Raw genomic sequence first — 15,530 nt, forward strand, 5'->3', positions numbered from 1 at the left:
GGCCTTTGGTAGGCAAGGGGGGCTAGGCGTGCAAGGGGTCTTTGGATAAGGTGCTGCGAGTCAAACAGAAAGGGCTGCGCCATGCCCCCCGCCTATACTGCCGGACGCTCTGGCAATACCGATGCCTATTCGATGATCCTTGATGCGATCGACACGGGCACCTACCGCCCCGGGAGCCGTCTGGTAGAGAGCGAGCTGGCCGAGCGTTTTGGCGTCTCGCGCACACCCATCCGCGAGGCGTTGCAGCGGCTCGAGACGCAATCGCTTCTTGCACGGGACGGGCGCAGCCTGATCGTGGCCTCGCTGGATCACAACCAGATGGCCGAGCTATACGTTGTGCGCGGAGAGCTGGAAGGGCTGGCCGCCCGACTGGCCGCCCGTAACGCCACCGAAGAAGAAGTGCGCCTGCTGCGCGAAATGGTGACAGAGGATGACGCGCTGGTCGAACACCCCGCCGCCTTGGCCCGCGCCAACCGCCGCTTTCACAAGCAGATCCACCTTGCCTCGCATAACCGATTTTTGGTGCAACAACTGGACCTTGTGCATCGCTCTATGGCGTTGATGGCGACAACGTCGCTGGCGGTTGTCGGGCGCGGGGAGATTGCGCAAGCCGAGCATGACAAGATCGTCGCCGCAATCGAGGCACGGGACGGGGATGCCGCAGACGCGGCATTGCGGGCGCATATCTCTGTCGCGTTTACAACACGGCTCAAGCAAGAGGCCGAGGCCCGAGAGGCCGAAGCTTAATTCTGCTCGGCTGCGGCGATGCCGTGTTCGGTTTTGTCCCAAAAATAGGGCGCAAAAACCATTTCCTTGACGGCCTTATAGGCAGACAGGGCGCCCATCGGGAAATACAGCGGTAGCGTCAAAACATAAATCAACAGATGTCGGTGCTGCGGCCCCGAGACGGCGACCATCGAAATGCTCAGGTTTACCACTTCGGTCACGATAAAGATCCACGCCATCGTTGAGGCGGCAGACGCACCCAATGTCGCGGCTACGGGATGCTCGAACCCTGCAAGCGTGATCCAGAACGACCACAGCAGCGGCGCCAGCGCAAATTGCGCAAAGGTAGCAAACAGCAGCGTCTGCACCCCCCAGAACCGCACAAACCCCAGATCCCGCATCAACGCGGCGGGCGCACGCATATGCACCAACCACGTGATCGCAAACCCTTTGAGCCAGCGTGAGCGTTGTTTGATCCAAGGCCACGCACGGCAATTGGCTTCCTCATAGGTGACGGTGGGGACCAGTTCGGTGACATATCCGTGGCGGGCGAGCCGTATGCCCAGATCGGCGTCTTCGGTCACGTTATGGGCGTCCCATCCGTGCAGTTTTTCAAGGATAGAGCGGCGGAAAAACAGCGTGGTGCCGCCCAGTGGAATGACCAGCCCCAAGCGGGCAACGCCCGGCAAAATCATGCGCCACCACGTCGCGTATTCAATGGCAAAGCACCGCGACAGCCAGTTATTGCGCGGATTGTAATAGTCCAGAACCCCCTGTAAACACGCAACATTTGCGGGCGCATCCTGAAAACGGGTAACGATCTTTTCGATCTGATCTGCCTCTGGCGCGTCCTCTGCATCCCAGACGCCGATGATAGACCCGCGGCAAAAATCCAGCGCATAGTTGAGCGCACGGGGCTTTGTCGTGAGGTTGTTTGCCCCCGGAACTTCGATCACCGAAATCCAGCCCGGCATGTCGGTCCGCGCGATGGTGTCACGTGTGACTGTGTCGTCGGCCTCAAGGACCAGAACGACCTCTAGCAAGGATTTGGGATAGGTCAGGCGGGTCAGACGCTGGATCAATTTGCCAGCAATCTCTTTTTCGCGCAGCAAAGGCACCAAAATCGATACTTTCGGCAAGGGAAATACCGAACGGTTCGGGGGCCGCAGGGGCGGGGTCTTTTGTGACATCTCGGAGAGTTGAGCGATGAACGCCGCGGTTTTCAGCGCCGTACTCATCATCAGGGTGACGAAGGCGACGACCACGCCGATGGTGAACATCCAACGTGGCTCCAGCAGGGTGGCAATGACAAAGACCGCAAGTAACGCAAAGACAAACGGTTTGCGCAATGGCGCATCGGGGTCCCAACTGCGGCAACTTTGCGCGGCAGGGACGCGGGTCGCGGCCCGTTGCGCCAGCTCGGCCCCGTAAAGCGTACCGATATGGCTGCGAATTTGATGCTCGTCCACCAATACGGGCAGCATCCGCCGCCCTTTGCGGCCCAAACAGGCACATAGCTGGTTGAAATCATCGGGGTGCGCGGTCCCGACCAAAAGCACATCACCCATCTTCATCCACGGCACACACCGATGCGTCAGGCACAGCGCAGAGGGAAGCGCATCACTGATCGTGACATCCGGCGGGTCGGCATACAGATCTGCCACAGGAATATTATGCTGCCTAGAGACCATTTGAAGGATCTCGGAGCTGCTAGCGAGCCCTTCGGACACAAGAATTTCGCCCAAAGGTGCATCAATGTGGCGCTGCAAATCCAGCGCGTGAACGAGGTCGCGTTGTGAAATATGGCCTGCGTTGACCATCACCCGACCCAGCGGCAGCCGAACCTTTGGTGGGGCAACAGCCTGTGGGTCGGGCAATCGCAGGTAGAGTTCGCTCATCGCGGTTTCACCCAAGATCGTTTCAAATCAGTTAAGACTATCGCAAAGAAGTCTTAAGGATCTGTTAATCAAGGGCTGACCGCGTTGGGCGTTAGGCGCGGGCCGACATGGCCTCCGCAAAACGCTCGAACAGGTAGTAGCTGTCTTGCGGACCAGGAGAGGCCTCGGGGTGGTGCTGGACCGAATAGACAGGGCGACCTTCCATGCGGATACCGCAGTTTGAGCCGTCAAACAGCGAGCGGTGCGTTTCGACCACGCCTGCTGGCAAGGACTGGCTATCAACCGCGAACCCGTGATTCATAGAGGTGATCTCAACCTTACCCGTATCAATGTCTTTAACGGGGTGATTGGCACCGTGGTGGCCATGGCCCATCTTGACCGTCGCGCCGCCAAGGGCAAGGGCAAGCATCTGGTGACCCAGGCAAATCCCAAAAACCGGCAGCTCGGTTTTGTCCAACACGTCACGGATCATCGGAACAGCATAAGCGCCCGTGGCTGCAGGATCGCCCGGGCCGTTGGACAAAAAGACACCGTCAGGCTGATGCGCCATGACATCTTCGTAAGTTGCGGAAGCAGGCAGCACGGTCACATCGCAGCCCGCCGAGGCAAGGCAGCGCAGGATGTTGCGTTTCGCGCCGTAATCAATCGCCACAACCTTGTGTTTGGGCGCGGTTTGCGGGACATAGCCTTCGGGCCACGCCCACCGCATCTCGTTCCAGCGATAGGATTGCGCACAGGTGACATCCTTGGCCAGATCCATCCCTTCAAGGCCCGCAAAGCCACGGGCAGCGGCGACAAGCGCCTCAATATCGAAATTCCCGTCGGGGTCATGGGCAAGGGCAGCATGGGGCGCGCCCTGCTGGCGGATGGTGCGGGTCAGGCGCCGCGTGTCGATCCCGCCGATGGCGATGCGCCCGCGTGCGGCCAGCCATGCGGATAGGTCTTGCGTCGCACGCCAGTTGCTCGGCTCGGTTGGCATCCATTTCACAACCATGCCAGCGGCCACCGGGTCTGCTGTCTCGTCATCTTCGGCATTGGTGCCTGTGTTGCCGATATGCGGGAAGGTAAAGGTCACGATCTGGCCCGCGTAGGACGGGTCGGTCATGATCTCCTGATACCCCGTCATGGCAGTGTTAAAACACATCTCGGCAACGGTCTGCCCCGTTGCGCCAAACCCGACGCCGTAAAATATCGACCCGTCAGCAAGGGCAAGGCAGGCGGTGGGGTGTGCAGGAACAGCGGTGGCCATGGTCATATCCTTTGAGCAGAGGCAGGGCGGCAGGCCCGACCGGAGGGGCAAGAGCGCAAGGCTCTTGTGGCGGCAAACGGGTGCAACCTATAGCGCAGTCGGGGGAGGGTCAAGATTTAGCAGAAATGAAAAACTTATGTATAACAGCGCCTTAGCGCCACCCTGCCGCATTGCATGTTCGCGGCGGTTTGGGTAGTGTCCCCGCTCTTGTTCCCGATAACCCGAGTGAGGCACCTCATGGACCTGCGTACCCGTATCAGTACAGAGTTGAAGCAAGCAATGAAAGACAAAGCAGCCCAGCGGCTGTCGACGCTTCGCTTGGTAAATGCTGCGATCAAGGACAAAGACATCGCGGCGCGTGCCGAAGGCACCGACGAAGGAGTGGGCGAAGGTGAAGTCCTCGCGATCCTTGGTAAAATGGCGAAACAGCGGCTCGAATCCGCCCGCGCCTACGAAGAGGGCGGGCGCCTTGATCTGGCAGAGCGCGAGCGCGAAGAGATCGAAGTGATCGAGGAATTCCTCCCGCGCCAACTCTCCGAGGATGAGACGAAGGCGGCTGTGGATGCTGTGGTCGCGCAAACGGGTGCGACATCCATCCGCGATATGGGCAAGGTGATGGGCGCCCTGAAAGCGAAATACACAGGCCAGATGGATTTTGGTCGCGTTGGACCCATGCTCAAAGAGCGGCTGTCGAACTAGTCGCGCTTCAGCGCCCGCAGCAGATCGTCATACAGGGCGATCCGCTCTTCTTCGCTCAGAAACGCACCAATCTCGACCTCGCGGCCCTTGCCGCGCAGGGTGACGTAGTGGGGTACAGGACCCTCGCTCTCGTATTTGGTGACCTGCGTCCAATAGCGTTCGCAATCCCATTCCTGCACATCGCCCTTGGGGTTGGTGCGCACCAGCACGGCCATGCGGTCCCCCAGCACCAATTCCTCATTGATCTGGCGGACCTTGTGGTTGCGCTGTAGCGCCCAGAAAATTGCCCATACCGCCGCAAGGGTAAACGGCAACATTCCCCACAGAATGGGCGAGCCCAGCAAGGGCAGCACAGGGATCGAGATCAGCGTAAAAGTGGTCAGCACAAAGGCAGCCATGCCCCGCGCAGGCAAGGAATTATGCGGCCAAAGCCGCATCGTCTGCGGCGTGCTCTGGGGCGGTGAGGTCCATTCATAAGGCATACCCCCTTGTACCCCGATCGCCCGTGCGATCAATGCGACAATAAGTGCGGGGCTACCTCGGGCGCTGGAGCAAGAGATGCCAAACCGCACGCACTGCCAAAACGCCGACCATCGCCAATGCCCCCCCTTCAATCAGCACAACCGGACGCATATCCCCGCCATAGCCCGATCCGTCTGGCCCTAGACCCAGAACAACCGCAGCGGTCATCAACGCAACAACCCCCTGCACCAAAACAACATCGACCCGCATGTCCGCCTGCGGGCGCGCCCACTCCACCACCCAATACAAAAGCGTCAGCAGCATTACCCCAAGAACGGCGTACCCAAATAGCGTCAGATGCACGACATAATAGGTGTCCTGATCATAGGCGGTACTCTCCAACGCGCCCCCCGGCGGCATCGCAGCCACGACCAGAACAGCCATCATCCCCGCGATGCAAAGCACAAGCAGCATCAGCATCCCCGCAGGCCCCACGCCGCGCATCGCGGCAAACGCCTGCGGCCCCAGCAGAACCACACAAATGATAAACACAGACATCAGCACCACCCCCTTCTTTATTTTGCCCTTAAACTCAATCCCGCACCCTCAACCCGCATAACGGCAAAGTTCGAGCGCCACAAAAAAAAGGACCCCAACCGCCGTTGGAGCCCTCTGCCTTTTATGCAGTCAGCCTTGGCTGACGCTGCTGGTTTAGTGGTGGGATTTGTCCCAATCCGCTTGTACCGGCAGCTGTTCGAACGTGTGCTCTGGTGGAGGGGACGGCAAAGTCCATTCCAGCGTGTCTGCATACTCGTTCCATGGGTTGTTGGCCGTGACGCGCGCGCCGCGTGTCAATGTCCATGCCATCACACCAAAGAAGAAGATGAACGAGCCGAACGACAGGAACGCGCCCATGCTTGACCACCAGTTCCAGTATGCAAACGCATCAGGATAGTCGATGTAGCGACGTGGCATACCCTGACGACCCAAGAAGTGCTGTGGGAAGAATGTGAGGTTCGCACCGATGAACATCGCCCAGAAGTGCAGCTTGCCTGCCCATTCAGGGTACATGCGGCCCGTCATCTTCGGCAGGTAGAAGTAGATACCCGCAAAGATCGTGAACACGGCACCAAGGCTCATCACATAGTGGAAGTGCGCCACAACATAGTAGGTGTCGTGGTAATAACGGTCCACAGCGGCCTGCGACAATACGATGCCTGTCACGCCACCAACGGTGAACAGGAACAGGAAGCCAAAGGCCCACAGCATCGGTGTCTTGAACTCAACAGAGCCGCCCCACATGGTCGCGATCCAGCTGAATACTTTGACGCCAGTCGGGACCGCAATCACCATCGTCGCCAACATAAAGTAGGCCTGCTGGTTCAGTGTCATCCCGACTGTGTACATGTGGTGTGCCCACACAACAAAGCCCAGTGCACCAATCGCGATGATCGCCCAAACCATCGGCAGGTAGCCAAAGATCGGCTTGCGCGCGAAGGTCGCAATCACGTGAGAGATGATGCCGAAACCTGGCAGAATGATGATGTAGACCTCCGGGTGGCCAAAGAACCATAGGATGTGTTGATACAGAACCGGATCACCACCGCCAGCGGGGTCAAAGAAGGCAAAGCCAAAGTTGCGGTCCATCAGCAGCATCGTGATCGCACCGGCCAGAACGGGCAGGGACAACAGGATCAGCCACGAGGTCACAAAGATCGACCACGAGAACAGCGGCACTTTGAACAGGGTCATGCCGGGGGCACGCATGTTCAGGAATGTCGTGATCATGTTGATCGCACCAAGGATGGATGACGCACCAGAGACGTGAACCGCGAAAATCGCGAAGTCCATGGACATGCCGCCTTCTTTCACGGACAGCGGCGGGTACAGAACCCAACCCACGCCAGAGCCGGCCTGACCGTTACCACCGGGCATCACCACCGAACAAACGGCGAGTGACGTACCAGCAACATAAAGCCAGAAGGACAGGTTGTTCATCCGTGGGAACGCCATGTCAGGCGCGCCGATTTGCAGCGGCATGAAGTAGTTGCCGAAACCGCCGAACAGGGCAGGGATCACGACAAAGAACATCATCAGAATGCCATGACCGGTGATCAGAACATTCCAAAGGTGACCGTTGGGCGTACAGGTCGCGGCGGAATCGGCGATGAAACGCGCGCCTTCCATACACATGTACTGAACGCCGGGGTTCATCAGCTCGAGACGCATGTAGATCGTGAATGCGACAGAGATGAACCCGACAAATGCGGAGACGATCAGATATAGAATACCGATGTCTTTATGGTTTGTGGACATAAACCAGCGCGTGAAAAATCCACGCTCGTCTTCATGGTCGTGCCCGTTAATGGCTGCGTCTGCCATGCGGTGCCTCCTTGGCTTGGTATTGAAATTCGCAATGCGGCTGTTGGCAAAACGCATCACGGTCTTGGAATGTCTTCTAAAAGCATGTGCACCGCCGCGCAATGGGCGCGATGGTCGCAGGCCCAAGTATTTTCAAGGCAACTGGACCCAATTTTATCAATGGTCTCCGAAATCGGTCGCTCGGGTGCAGCTTACGGTGTTTTTGCACCCTTCAGTTTTGAAAAAGTTAACCGCCGAGTAATCCCTTGATGCGAATTTACCGCTGATCAAATTGATTTGGAAAGAACGCGTGGACACCAGAGAACACAACATTGGCGAGCTAACGGCGGACGGGCTGCTGTCGGGGGAACCACAGCGTGCGCCCTCAATCAATCGCGTGATCGAGATGATGCCCGGTTTTGTCTATGTTTTCAATCACCAAACCTTTTCCAATGAATATATGAATCGCTCGATTGCGGCCTATCTGGGGTATTCCAGTGCCCAGATTCAAGCATTGGGGGATCAGGTGTTGGCACATATCGTTCACCCCCATGATTTCCCCTCGGTTGCCAGCAACATGGAGCGAATCGCGCAGCTGAAGGACGATGAAAGCCTGACCATCGAATACCGTGTGATCAGAAAAGACGGGGCGATACGGTGGTTGCGTTCGGTCGATACTGTGTTTGACCGCTGCCCCGAGGGGCGTGTCTTGCGCCATATCGGCTCTGCCACTGACATCACTGTCGAAAAGACCAACAAGGACGAACTGGCCGCATTGAACGTGGAGCTGGAGGCCAAAGTCATCGCCCGCACCGCCGAGCTTGCTATGTTCAACGCAGAGCTGGAAGAACGGATTACCGAACGCACATCCCAACTCGAAGATGCGGTGGTAGAGCTGGAGCAGCTGACCTTTATCGCGACCCACGACCTGAAAGTGCCTGCCAATAACCTCAGCCGTTTGGCGCTGATGCTGCAAGACCATCCCGACCAGCCCCGCGAAGAACGGGTCGAATTGGTGCGATGGATCAACACCAGCGCCGCGCAGCTGCACAGTAAGATCCACGGCCTTGTTCTGGTGGCGCAAATCAGGCTGAGCAGTGCCTTGCCCGCAAAAATGTTCAACCTGCGTGATGAGGTGATGGCGACGATCGGCAGCCTGCAAAAGGCGATGGGGCAGAATGCACTACCGGTCATTGTGGATGTTGCTCCGCAGATCGAGGTGTTCTTTGCGCGGTTCGAGCTGAGCAGCATTCTGTCGTCAATCCTTGATAACGCCGTGAAATACGCAGCGCCCGACCGGCCGCTTTCGATCACCATCCGCGCGACTGAAGTGGACGGTCGGGTTACGCTTGCGATTGCGGACAACGGCACAGGGATCGATGAAGCCACCGACAGTGGAAAAGTATTCGGCCTGTTCCAGCGCGCCCACAAGGCGCCGGCTGGTAACGGCATCTCGCTTTATTGTGCCAAGCGGATGCTGCAACACCGCGGCGGCAGTATCACGCTGTCCGGTACCCGCGGGCAAGGCGCAGAATTCCAGATAAACTTCCCAGACAAGGATATTCAACATGACTCTGATTAAACGCATATTGCTTGTCGACGATGACACCGTGACGAACATGCTGCATCAACGTGTGATCGCCAAATCGGGCCTGGTAGAGGTGATAGACGTGGCCACAGACGGTCAGGAAGCGTTGGATATTCTGAACGCCGACCTCACCGCGCACCGCCCGCTGCCCGAGCTGATCTTTCTCGACATTAATATGCCCGGCATGGGCGGTTTCGAGTTTCTGGAGCAATACCCGAAGCTGAACGTAGAAGCGGATGCGCAGTTGATCATTGTGATGCTGTCGACCTCTCTTTTGCCCGCCGACCACTGGCGCGCCGAGGCTGATCCAAACGTGCACAGCTTTTGCGACAAACCGTTGCGGTTAGAAAACCTGATCACCTTGATCGAGGAATTTCAGCCCGAAGATGCGGAAGGGCGCTCTGTCGCCTGACGCCGTGTCAGGATGGCGTGATGATTTGCGGCGCTTCGCCAAAAATCTGCGCAAAACTGCGCAGCAGGGCCAGGTCAACATCGGGCAAGGTTACGGGCAGGCCCAGATCAACAAGGCTGGTGACCCCGTGTTCGGTAATGCCGCAGGGCACGATGCCTGAAAAATGGCTCAGATCGGGGTCCACATTGATCGAGATTCCGTGAAAGCTGATCCATTTGCGCAGGCGGATGCCGATGGCCGCGACTTTGTCTTCGGCCATTGATCCGGTTGCGGTTGCGGGCTTTTCGGGCCTCGGGACCCAGACGCCCACGCGCCCCTCGCGGATTTCACCCGTCACGTTGAATTCTGCCAATGCGGCGATGACCCAAGCCTCTAGCTGTTTGACAAAGGCACGCACATCATGCCCGCGTGCGCCCACATCCAGCATCACATAAGCGACCCGCTGTCCCGGCCCGTGATAGGTGTATTGCCCGCCGCGCTTTGTCGCGTACACATCAAAGCGGTCCGGCTCACGCAGGTCGGCGTCTTTGGCCGAGGTGCCGGCCGTGTACATCGGCGGATGCTCGACCAGCCAGATACACTCCGCCGCCGTGCCCGCGGCAATATCGGCAACACGCGCCTCCATCGCCTGCTCGGCAGTGCGAAAGTCGGTCAGGCCGGGGGTGATGATCCATTCTATCATGCGTGAAGTCTAGGCAGGGCAGGCGCGGTCACGCTGGTGCCGCCTCGGCCCGTTCCTGTACCAGCTTGTGCAGCATTTGTGCATAGTTTTCCGCCCCCTGCGCGCCAGTCAGCAGGTATTTGCCCTCAAACACCATTGCAGGCACGCCGCTAATCCCGCGTTCGGTCCAGAATTGCTGGCGTGCGCGGGTTTGGGTGGCGTGCGATCCGCTCCCGAGAACGTCGCGCGCTTGATCCGCGTCCAGCCCGACGGAGTGCGCCACCTCGACCAGAACATCCGTATCGGAAACATCGCGCCCAGCCGTGAAATGCGCGTTAAACAGCGCCATCTTCAGCGGGTGTTGCAGGTTATGCTCCTGCGCCCAGTCCAAAAGCTGGTGCGCGGCGAAGGTGTTGACGATGCGCGAACTGTCCGAATAGGTGAAGTCGATCCCCAGATCAGCGCCAATCGCCAACAGCTGCGCACGGTTCTGCGCGCTCTGTTCGGGTGTAGCGCCGTATTTCTCGGCGATATGTTCGCGCAGGTTCTGCCCTTCGGGCGGCATGTTCGGGTTCAACTCAAACGGATGCCAGCGGATGAACGCGCCGATTCCCGTCGCGCCAAGCGCCTGTTCCAGCTGGCGAAATCCGATGATGCACCACGGGCACATCACATCCGATACGATGTCGATTTGAAGGGGGGGGATTTCAGCTGTGTCTTGGGGCATGGGGCTCTCTACCGATTTTGTGCCAACCAAGGGTCTATGTTTTCGCCGCCAAGCGCAAGGGCAGAGGGCTGATGTTCGAAACAGTACGAATTGGTGCAATTTGCCTCTTGAGGTACAGCGCCGCCCGCGCTATTGGAACGCACCATCCATGGCGTGCGGTCGTGGCGGAATGGTAGACGCGCAGCGTTGAGGTCGCTGTGGGGTAACACCCGTGAGAGTTCGAGTCTCTCCGACCGCACCAATTATCTTTCTTCGAAAGCAATAAGTTAAGTGCGATCAGTGGTTTGTCTCGATCTTTGTGGTACACAAGGGCGGTACACACAGGAATGCGCATGGCTGGTCCTCAGAAAAATAAGAAAAGCGGCATCTACGAATATCGTGTTCGCGTGCCCGCTGATGTCATCGAAGCTTTTGGCGCAGCGAACATAAAAAGGAGCCTCAAGACTAGAGACCCTGTCGAGGCCAAGCGCCTTTTCAATCTTATGCACGGCGAGAACGAGGCTATTTGGGCGCAGTTGCGCGTTGGTGTGGTGCAGCTGAGCCAAAGGCAAATGGTTGCACTAAGCGGTGAGTATTATCGCAAATGGTTGGAGACCTTCCATGAGGATGCAGGAAGTACAGCAGCCTATCAGAACCTCACCGAAATGACCGAAGGCCTAGCGGACGACCATGAAAGGCTGGCGGTTTGGTATGGAAGAGCGACTGATGCGCTACTGCTTTCCAAAGGGTTGAAAATTAGCAGTGAACAAAGGACGGCCTTGCTGCGTGAGATGTATAAGGCTGACCATCAGGCGAGGCGACAGCTTCAGAAGAACACTGAAGGCGATTACAGGGATGACCCAGACGGGAGCAGATATCCGGAGTGGTCTGCACCGAATGCCGCTAAAGACGTTCGACCAGAAATCGAAGACCAGTCACTAGTTGCATTCTTTGAATGGTGGAAAACAACGCACCTTGCCGATGGTAAGGCACCCAAAACAATTCAAGATAGCCGCCAGAAGCTCGACAGCTTGATTGCATTTGTGGGACACGGCGTGGCTGAGAGGGTTACCAAGCAAGATATAGACAGGTGGTGTGAATATCTAAGAGATGAGCAGGGTTTGGCTCCACGAACCATCAGCACCAAATACCTAAGCGCAGTGAGGGCAACTTACCGAACCGCTATCGAGAAGGGCCGCACAGACCATGACCCTACCAAAGGGTTCAGTTTCAAGTATCGGAAGAAGCCAAGGCTGCGTCCTAAAGGATTTACGGACGACGAGGCCAAAAGTATCCTTAGAGCCGCTCTAGACCCGTCGAGATTGCCGACAGGGATGCACGACCACAATCAAAGAGCGATTAGATGGTTGCCATGGATATGTGCCTTAACTGGGGCAAGAGCAGGTGAAGTAGCCCAACTTAGAGCTAGTGATCTCAAAATAGACAAGGGAGTCTACTACTTTTACATCACTCCGGAAGCTGGACGCGTGAAGACTGGAAACTTTCGGCAAGTGCCGCTGCACCCACAACTATTAGAACAAGGCTTGGTGGATGTGTTTGAAAAGCGGGCTGGTATGTATGTCTTTGCTGATATCCCTGAAGCTAAAGAAATTGGGGCTAGAGCTGGGGGTGTCTATGGGAAAGTTGCCGAATGGATCAGGTCTGAGGTGGGCATCACAGATCCCGAAGTTTAGCCAAACCATGCTTGGCGGCATAGGTTTGCAACGGTAGCTCGAGAGGCGGACATTGCACCAGAGTATAGCGATGTGTTGAAAGGCCATGAAGACGGGCGGGCGGCAGCAAGCTATGGAGAAACCCCTGTAGCAGTTCTGTACCGAGAGCTTTGTAAAATTCCGAAAATTGAGCTGGGTGATGATCTGGCCACTTAAGCGCTTACACATAATGAAGGATATCGAAGATGAACCGAATGAATGTCTTTGTTTCGCTAATAATTGCAGTCTTGTCTGTCCCTTCGATAGGTTGGTCCCAAGATGTTCTTGATGGTGTCTATGAAGGCCAAGGCCAAGACGGTGGACAGGTTCGTATGATTGTCGATGGGAAAGACGTTGGCGTAAGCATAAAAATGAAGGGGTGTTTTGGGTACGTCGAAGGATACTTCGCGAACAACCGAAAGGGGGACACTTTTTTACTGTCCTCTGAGTACAAAGAGGACGGCTGCGCGATAGCGATTGGCCAGCATGGTAAGTTTGCTGTGTCGTTGCGCCAAGGGCCAGAGTGTACTCAGCTTCACGGTGCGGCTTGTAGTTTCAACGGTTGGCTCGACAGGGTCCGGTAGCCACCTCAACCATTAAGCGCCACCATTAGAAGGAAACGACGAGTAGGTGCCCACCTTAGCTACTAAGAGGCAACCTAAGTCGTTCTTTTGACTGGTCCGCAGCCTTGCACTCGCAGGTCTCCTAGGAGGTCTGCGGGGGCCTTTGGCGCTTCTTAGCTATACACCCTTAGGGTCTACATTTTGTAGAGGCTGGCGAACGGGCTGGTCTTCATAAAACTCACATGCGGACCATGAAATGACCCAGAAAAACAACGCTGAAGCCTTAGCGAAAACAAGGCGAACCAAGCTGAAGATCAGCAACATTAAAACCGACCCAAGCTCCTTCCAGTTCAGGAAGCACGGTCTCGACCCTGCGCACGTCACAGAACTCGCGGCGTTGGTGAAGAGGGGCGTTGTTCTCGACCCGATGGTGGTCTGGAGGAACCCAACAGATGGATACTACTGTGTCCTTGCAGGCCACCACAGGCACCAAGCGTATCGCCGCAACTGCAAAACAGCGGCTGTGCAAGTTGAAGTATTCAGTGGTTCGTTTGAAGAAGCACAAGCATACGCACTGCGATCAAACACAAAGAACCAACTGCCAATGACCACCGAAGAACGGCAAAACGGCGCATGGCGGCTGGTATGTCAACGGACGGGCGAACATGAATACCCACTGAGCATCGCGAATACTGCAAGAAGCGCGGGTATAAGCACCTCTCAGGTATCCAATATGCGCAAGGTGCTAGAGCGTCTACATAAAATGGACGAGCATATTCCAGAAACTTGGTTTGAAGCGCTAGGTCGAACAAAGGATGAAGAGGATCCAAGCGATGACGAGGCCCGTCTAGAGGCTCACTACGCGAAGATGGACGCGGCTTTCGGCTCTGCACTCACAGAAGCAGGGCGGCGGTGCCCAGCGGCGTTGGGAAAACTGTTTGCCTGCCGTTTGGGGCCTGACTTTCATACCGTTATGAGCTTTGCCGCGTACGATGCAGATTACGATCCCGACCATGATTATGAAGACGACCTACCGTTTTAGGGGGGACCAAACAAACAGCAAATATCTGAGCCCCTATCTATAACGGCGTGAAGGCGTTTCTTCCCCCATACCCTTCGAGGAGGGGGTGGCCCGCCCAGATCGGCGGTGATCCGTGGCCACTGACGCCTACACAGCGATGGGCCTTGAGATGTATTCAGGAGCTGAACTATGTGGCCAAGTACGACAAGCGGCGCGTGTGAAAATCTTCACTACCTAAATTACTCTTGGGTAGTCGCGTCCCTTTTTCCCATCTACCCGCAAAGATGGTGGGCATGTCATAGGTGAGGAGAAGCTGGTCTTACCATGATACTCAGAACCACAACAGAGGCCGCCATAGGCCATGTGCAGGGCGTCAGGGAGAAGTGACGCAGAAAGCGCATCTCAACGCTCTCAGGGCCACACAGGCGCTCTATGGCGGGGCTGGTGTAAGATAGGCAGGGGGCGTGGCGGATGAATGTCAGCGTGGTGATGGAGTGGGGCAGGTAGGCGGATAACCATGAAAAGCATTCCCTTAAGTGTTGTTGTGCAAGTTCTTGGCATCGATATCAGCCTGAATTGATTTCGCTGCCTTAAGGTTATCGCCCGCCACAGCACAGCAAGTGGTAAAGCTCTGTCCGTAAAGGTATAGTGCAGCGGACAGCCTGAAGTTGACTTGATTTCTGTCCGTAAGGGTTGATCGTTTTTATCGGACACGCATATCAAGGGACAGAACCTTAACGAACACTCAAGGAACAGCATGTCCCAGACCATTCTATATGCCCGCGTCAGCACTGCGGACCAGAACATTGACCACCAGAGAACCCAAGCAGAGGCCGCAGGCTTTGTGATCGACGAGGTGATCGCAGATCATGGCGTTTCAGGTCTCAGCACCAAGTTGTCGGATCGAAAAGAGGGCAGGCGGCTCTTTGACAAGTTGAGGCGAGGTGACGTGCTGGTCGTACGGTGGGTGGACCGACTAGGGCGAAACTATCAGGATGTGACTGACACAATCCGTGCCTTCATGCGGCAGGGTGTCGTCATCCGCACGGTAATCAACAACATGACGTTCGACGGAGCCACTACAGATCCGATGCATGAGGCCGTGAGCGACGCTCTCATTGCGTTCATGGCTGCAACGGCACAGGCTCAGGCAGAAGCAACGAAGGAGGCCCAGAAGGCTGGAATACAGGCCGTAAAGGGCAATCCTACGAAGTACCGTGGGAAGAAACCGAGCTATGACCAAGGCATACTCGAAACGGTGCAAGAAATGTTGTCGCAGGGGCAGGGGGCCACAGTGATTGCGAAGGCTACCAGAATATCGCGACAGGCCGTGCTGAGGATAAAAGAGAATCCAGTAGCAGCGCAGGCAGCGATTGAAAGGTGGAGCACTTAGACTAACGGGTTCGCTCTAGTATTTATGTTTCTCACCTTTGAGTTGCATTTCGCATTGCAGAAATCTGATTTATGCTGCT

The 15,530-nt window shown here is 56.6% G+C and carries 14 protein-coding genes and 1 tRNA gene; 8 read left to right on the forward strand and 7 right to left on the reverse strand.

Annotation, left to right across the window (positions count from 1 at the left end; all coding sequences use genetic code 11):
* Positions 1–81 precede the first annotated feature (81 nt).
* Positions 82–747: a GntR family transcriptional regulator gene (locus ABMC88_RS06410; RefSeq protein ID WP_349576008.1), complete on the forward strand. Its 666-nt coding sequence runs from the start codon at positions 82–84 to the stop codon at positions 745–747.
* Here ABMC88_RS06410 and ABMC88_RS06415 read toward each other — a convergent pair.
* Both ABMC88_RS06415 and carA read right to left on the reverse strand, forming a co-directional pair.
* Positions 744–2,624, reverse strand: coding sequence for a glycosyltransferase family 2 protein (locus tag ABMC88_RS06415; RefSeq protein WP_349576009.1), 1,881 nt, complete (start codon positions 2,622–2,624; stop codon positions 744–746). The two genes, ABMC88_RS06410 and ABMC88_RS06415, sit on opposite strands and share 4 nt — an antisense overlap.
* Before the next feature lie 91 nt (positions 2,625–2,715).
* On the reverse strand, positions 2,716–3,873 hold the full coding sequence (gene carA, locus ABMC88_RS06420; RefSeq protein ID WP_349576010.1) for a glutamine-hydrolyzing carbamoyl-phosphate synthase small subunit: 1,158 nt from the start codon (positions 3,871–3,873) through the stop codon (positions 2,716–2,718).
* 237 nt (positions 3,874–4,110) lie between these two features.
* On the opposite strand from carA, the gene ABMC88_RS06425 reads away from it, so the two are divergent.
* Positions 4,111–4,572 (forward strand): GatB/YqeY domain-containing protein, encoded by a 462-nt coding sequence (locus ABMC88_RS06425; RefSeq protein WP_349576011.1) that lies wholly within the window; start codon positions 4,111–4,113, stop codon positions 4,570–4,572.
* Here the strand turns inward: ABMC88_RS06425 and ABMC88_RS06430 are convergent.
* The 3 genes from ABMC88_RS06430 to ctaD form a co-directional block, all read right to left on the reverse strand.
* Positions 4,569–5,054, reverse strand: coding sequence for a DUF2244 domain-containing protein (locus ABMC88_RS06430; protein ID WP_349576012.1), 486 nt, complete (start codon positions 5,052–5,054; stop codon positions 4,569–4,571). The genes ABMC88_RS06425 and ABMC88_RS06430 overlap by 4 nt on opposite strands.
* Before the next feature lie 52 nt (positions 5,055–5,106).
* Complete coding sequence (locus ABMC88_RS06435; protein WP_349576013.1) at positions 5,107–5,592, reverse strand: hypothetical protein; 486 nt, start codon at positions 5,590–5,592, stop codon at positions 5,107–5,109.
* A 153-nt stretch (positions 5,593–5,745) separates the two neighbouring features.
* A complete protein-coding gene (ctaD, locus tag ABMC88_RS06440) occupies positions 5,746–7,416 on the reverse strand; it encodes a cytochrome c oxidase subunit I (protein WP_349576014.1) in 1,671 nt (556 codons plus the stop codon).
* Positions 7,417–7,705: 289 nt separating this feature from the next.
* Here ctaD and ABMC88_RS06445 point away from each other — a divergent pair, with 289 nt between their 5' ends.
* On the forward strand, positions 7,706–8,977 hold the full coding sequence (locus ABMC88_RS06445; protein WP_349576015.1) for a sensor histidine kinase: 1,272 nt from the start codon (positions 7,706–7,708) through the stop codon (positions 8,975–8,977).
* The gene (locus ABMC88_RS06450; RefSeq protein ID WP_349576016.1) at positions 8,964–9,395 is read left to right on the forward strand and encodes a response regulator; all 432 of its coding nucleotides are present in this window, start codon (positions 8,964–8,966) and stop codon (positions 9,393–9,395) included. Before ABMC88_RS06445 ends, ABMC88_RS06450 begins: the two co-directional genes overlap by 14 nt.
* Before the next feature lie 7 nt (positions 9,396–9,402).
* Here ABMC88_RS06450 and lipB read toward each other — a convergent pair whose 3' ends face one another.
* Both lipB and ABMC88_RS06460 read right to left on the reverse strand, forming a co-directional pair.
* Positions 9,403–10,077 carry a lipoyl(octanoyl) transferase LipB gene (lipB, locus tag ABMC88_RS06455; protein WP_349576017.1) on the reverse strand — a complete coding sequence of 225 codons (675 nt, stop codon included), beginning with the start codon at positions 10,075–10,077 and terminating at the stop codon, positions 9,403–9,405.
* 28 nt (positions 10,078–10,105) lie between these two features.
* Complete coding sequence (locus ABMC88_RS06460; protein WP_349576018.1) at positions 10,106–10,783, reverse strand: DsbA family oxidoreductase; 678 nt, start codon at positions 10,781–10,783, stop codon at positions 10,106–10,108.
* 155 nt (positions 10,784–10,938) lie between these two features.
* Here ABMC88_RS06460 and ABMC88_RS06465 point away from each other — a divergent pair.
* The 4 genes from ABMC88_RS06465 to ABMC88_RS06480 all read left to right on the forward strand — a co-directional run bounded on the left by ABMC88_RS06465 (position 10,939) and on the right by ABMC88_RS06480 (position 15,451).
* Positions 10,939–11,024, forward strand: a tRNA-Leu gene (locus ABMC88_RS06465).
* A gap of 91 nt (positions 11,025–11,115) precedes the next feature.
* Positions 11,116–12,456 carry a DUF6538 domain-containing protein gene (locus ABMC88_RS06470; protein ID WP_349576019.1) on the forward strand — a complete coding sequence of 447 codons (1,341 nt, stop codon included), beginning with the start codon at positions 11,116–11,118 and terminating at the stop codon, positions 12,454–12,456.
* 837 nt (positions 12,457–13,293) lie between these two features.
* Positions 13,294–14,079: a ParB/RepB/Spo0J family partition protein gene (locus ABMC88_RS06475; RefSeq protein ID WP_349576020.1), complete on the forward strand. Its 786-nt coding sequence runs from the start codon at positions 13,294–13,296 to the stop codon at positions 14,077–14,079.
* 736 nt (positions 14,080–14,815) lie between these two features.
* A complete protein-coding gene (locus ABMC88_RS06480; RefSeq protein ID WP_349576021.1) occupies positions 14,816–15,451 on the forward strand; it encodes a recombinase family protein in 636 nt (211 codons plus the stop codon).
* The last annotated feature ends 79 nt before the right edge of the window (positions 15,452–15,530 follow it).

It is taken from the genome of Sulfitobacter aquimarinus (assembly GCF_040149565.1).
GTDB lineage: Bacteria > Pseudomonadota > Alphaproteobacteria > Rhodobacterales > Rhodobacteraceae > Sulfitobacter > Sulfitobacter aquimarinus.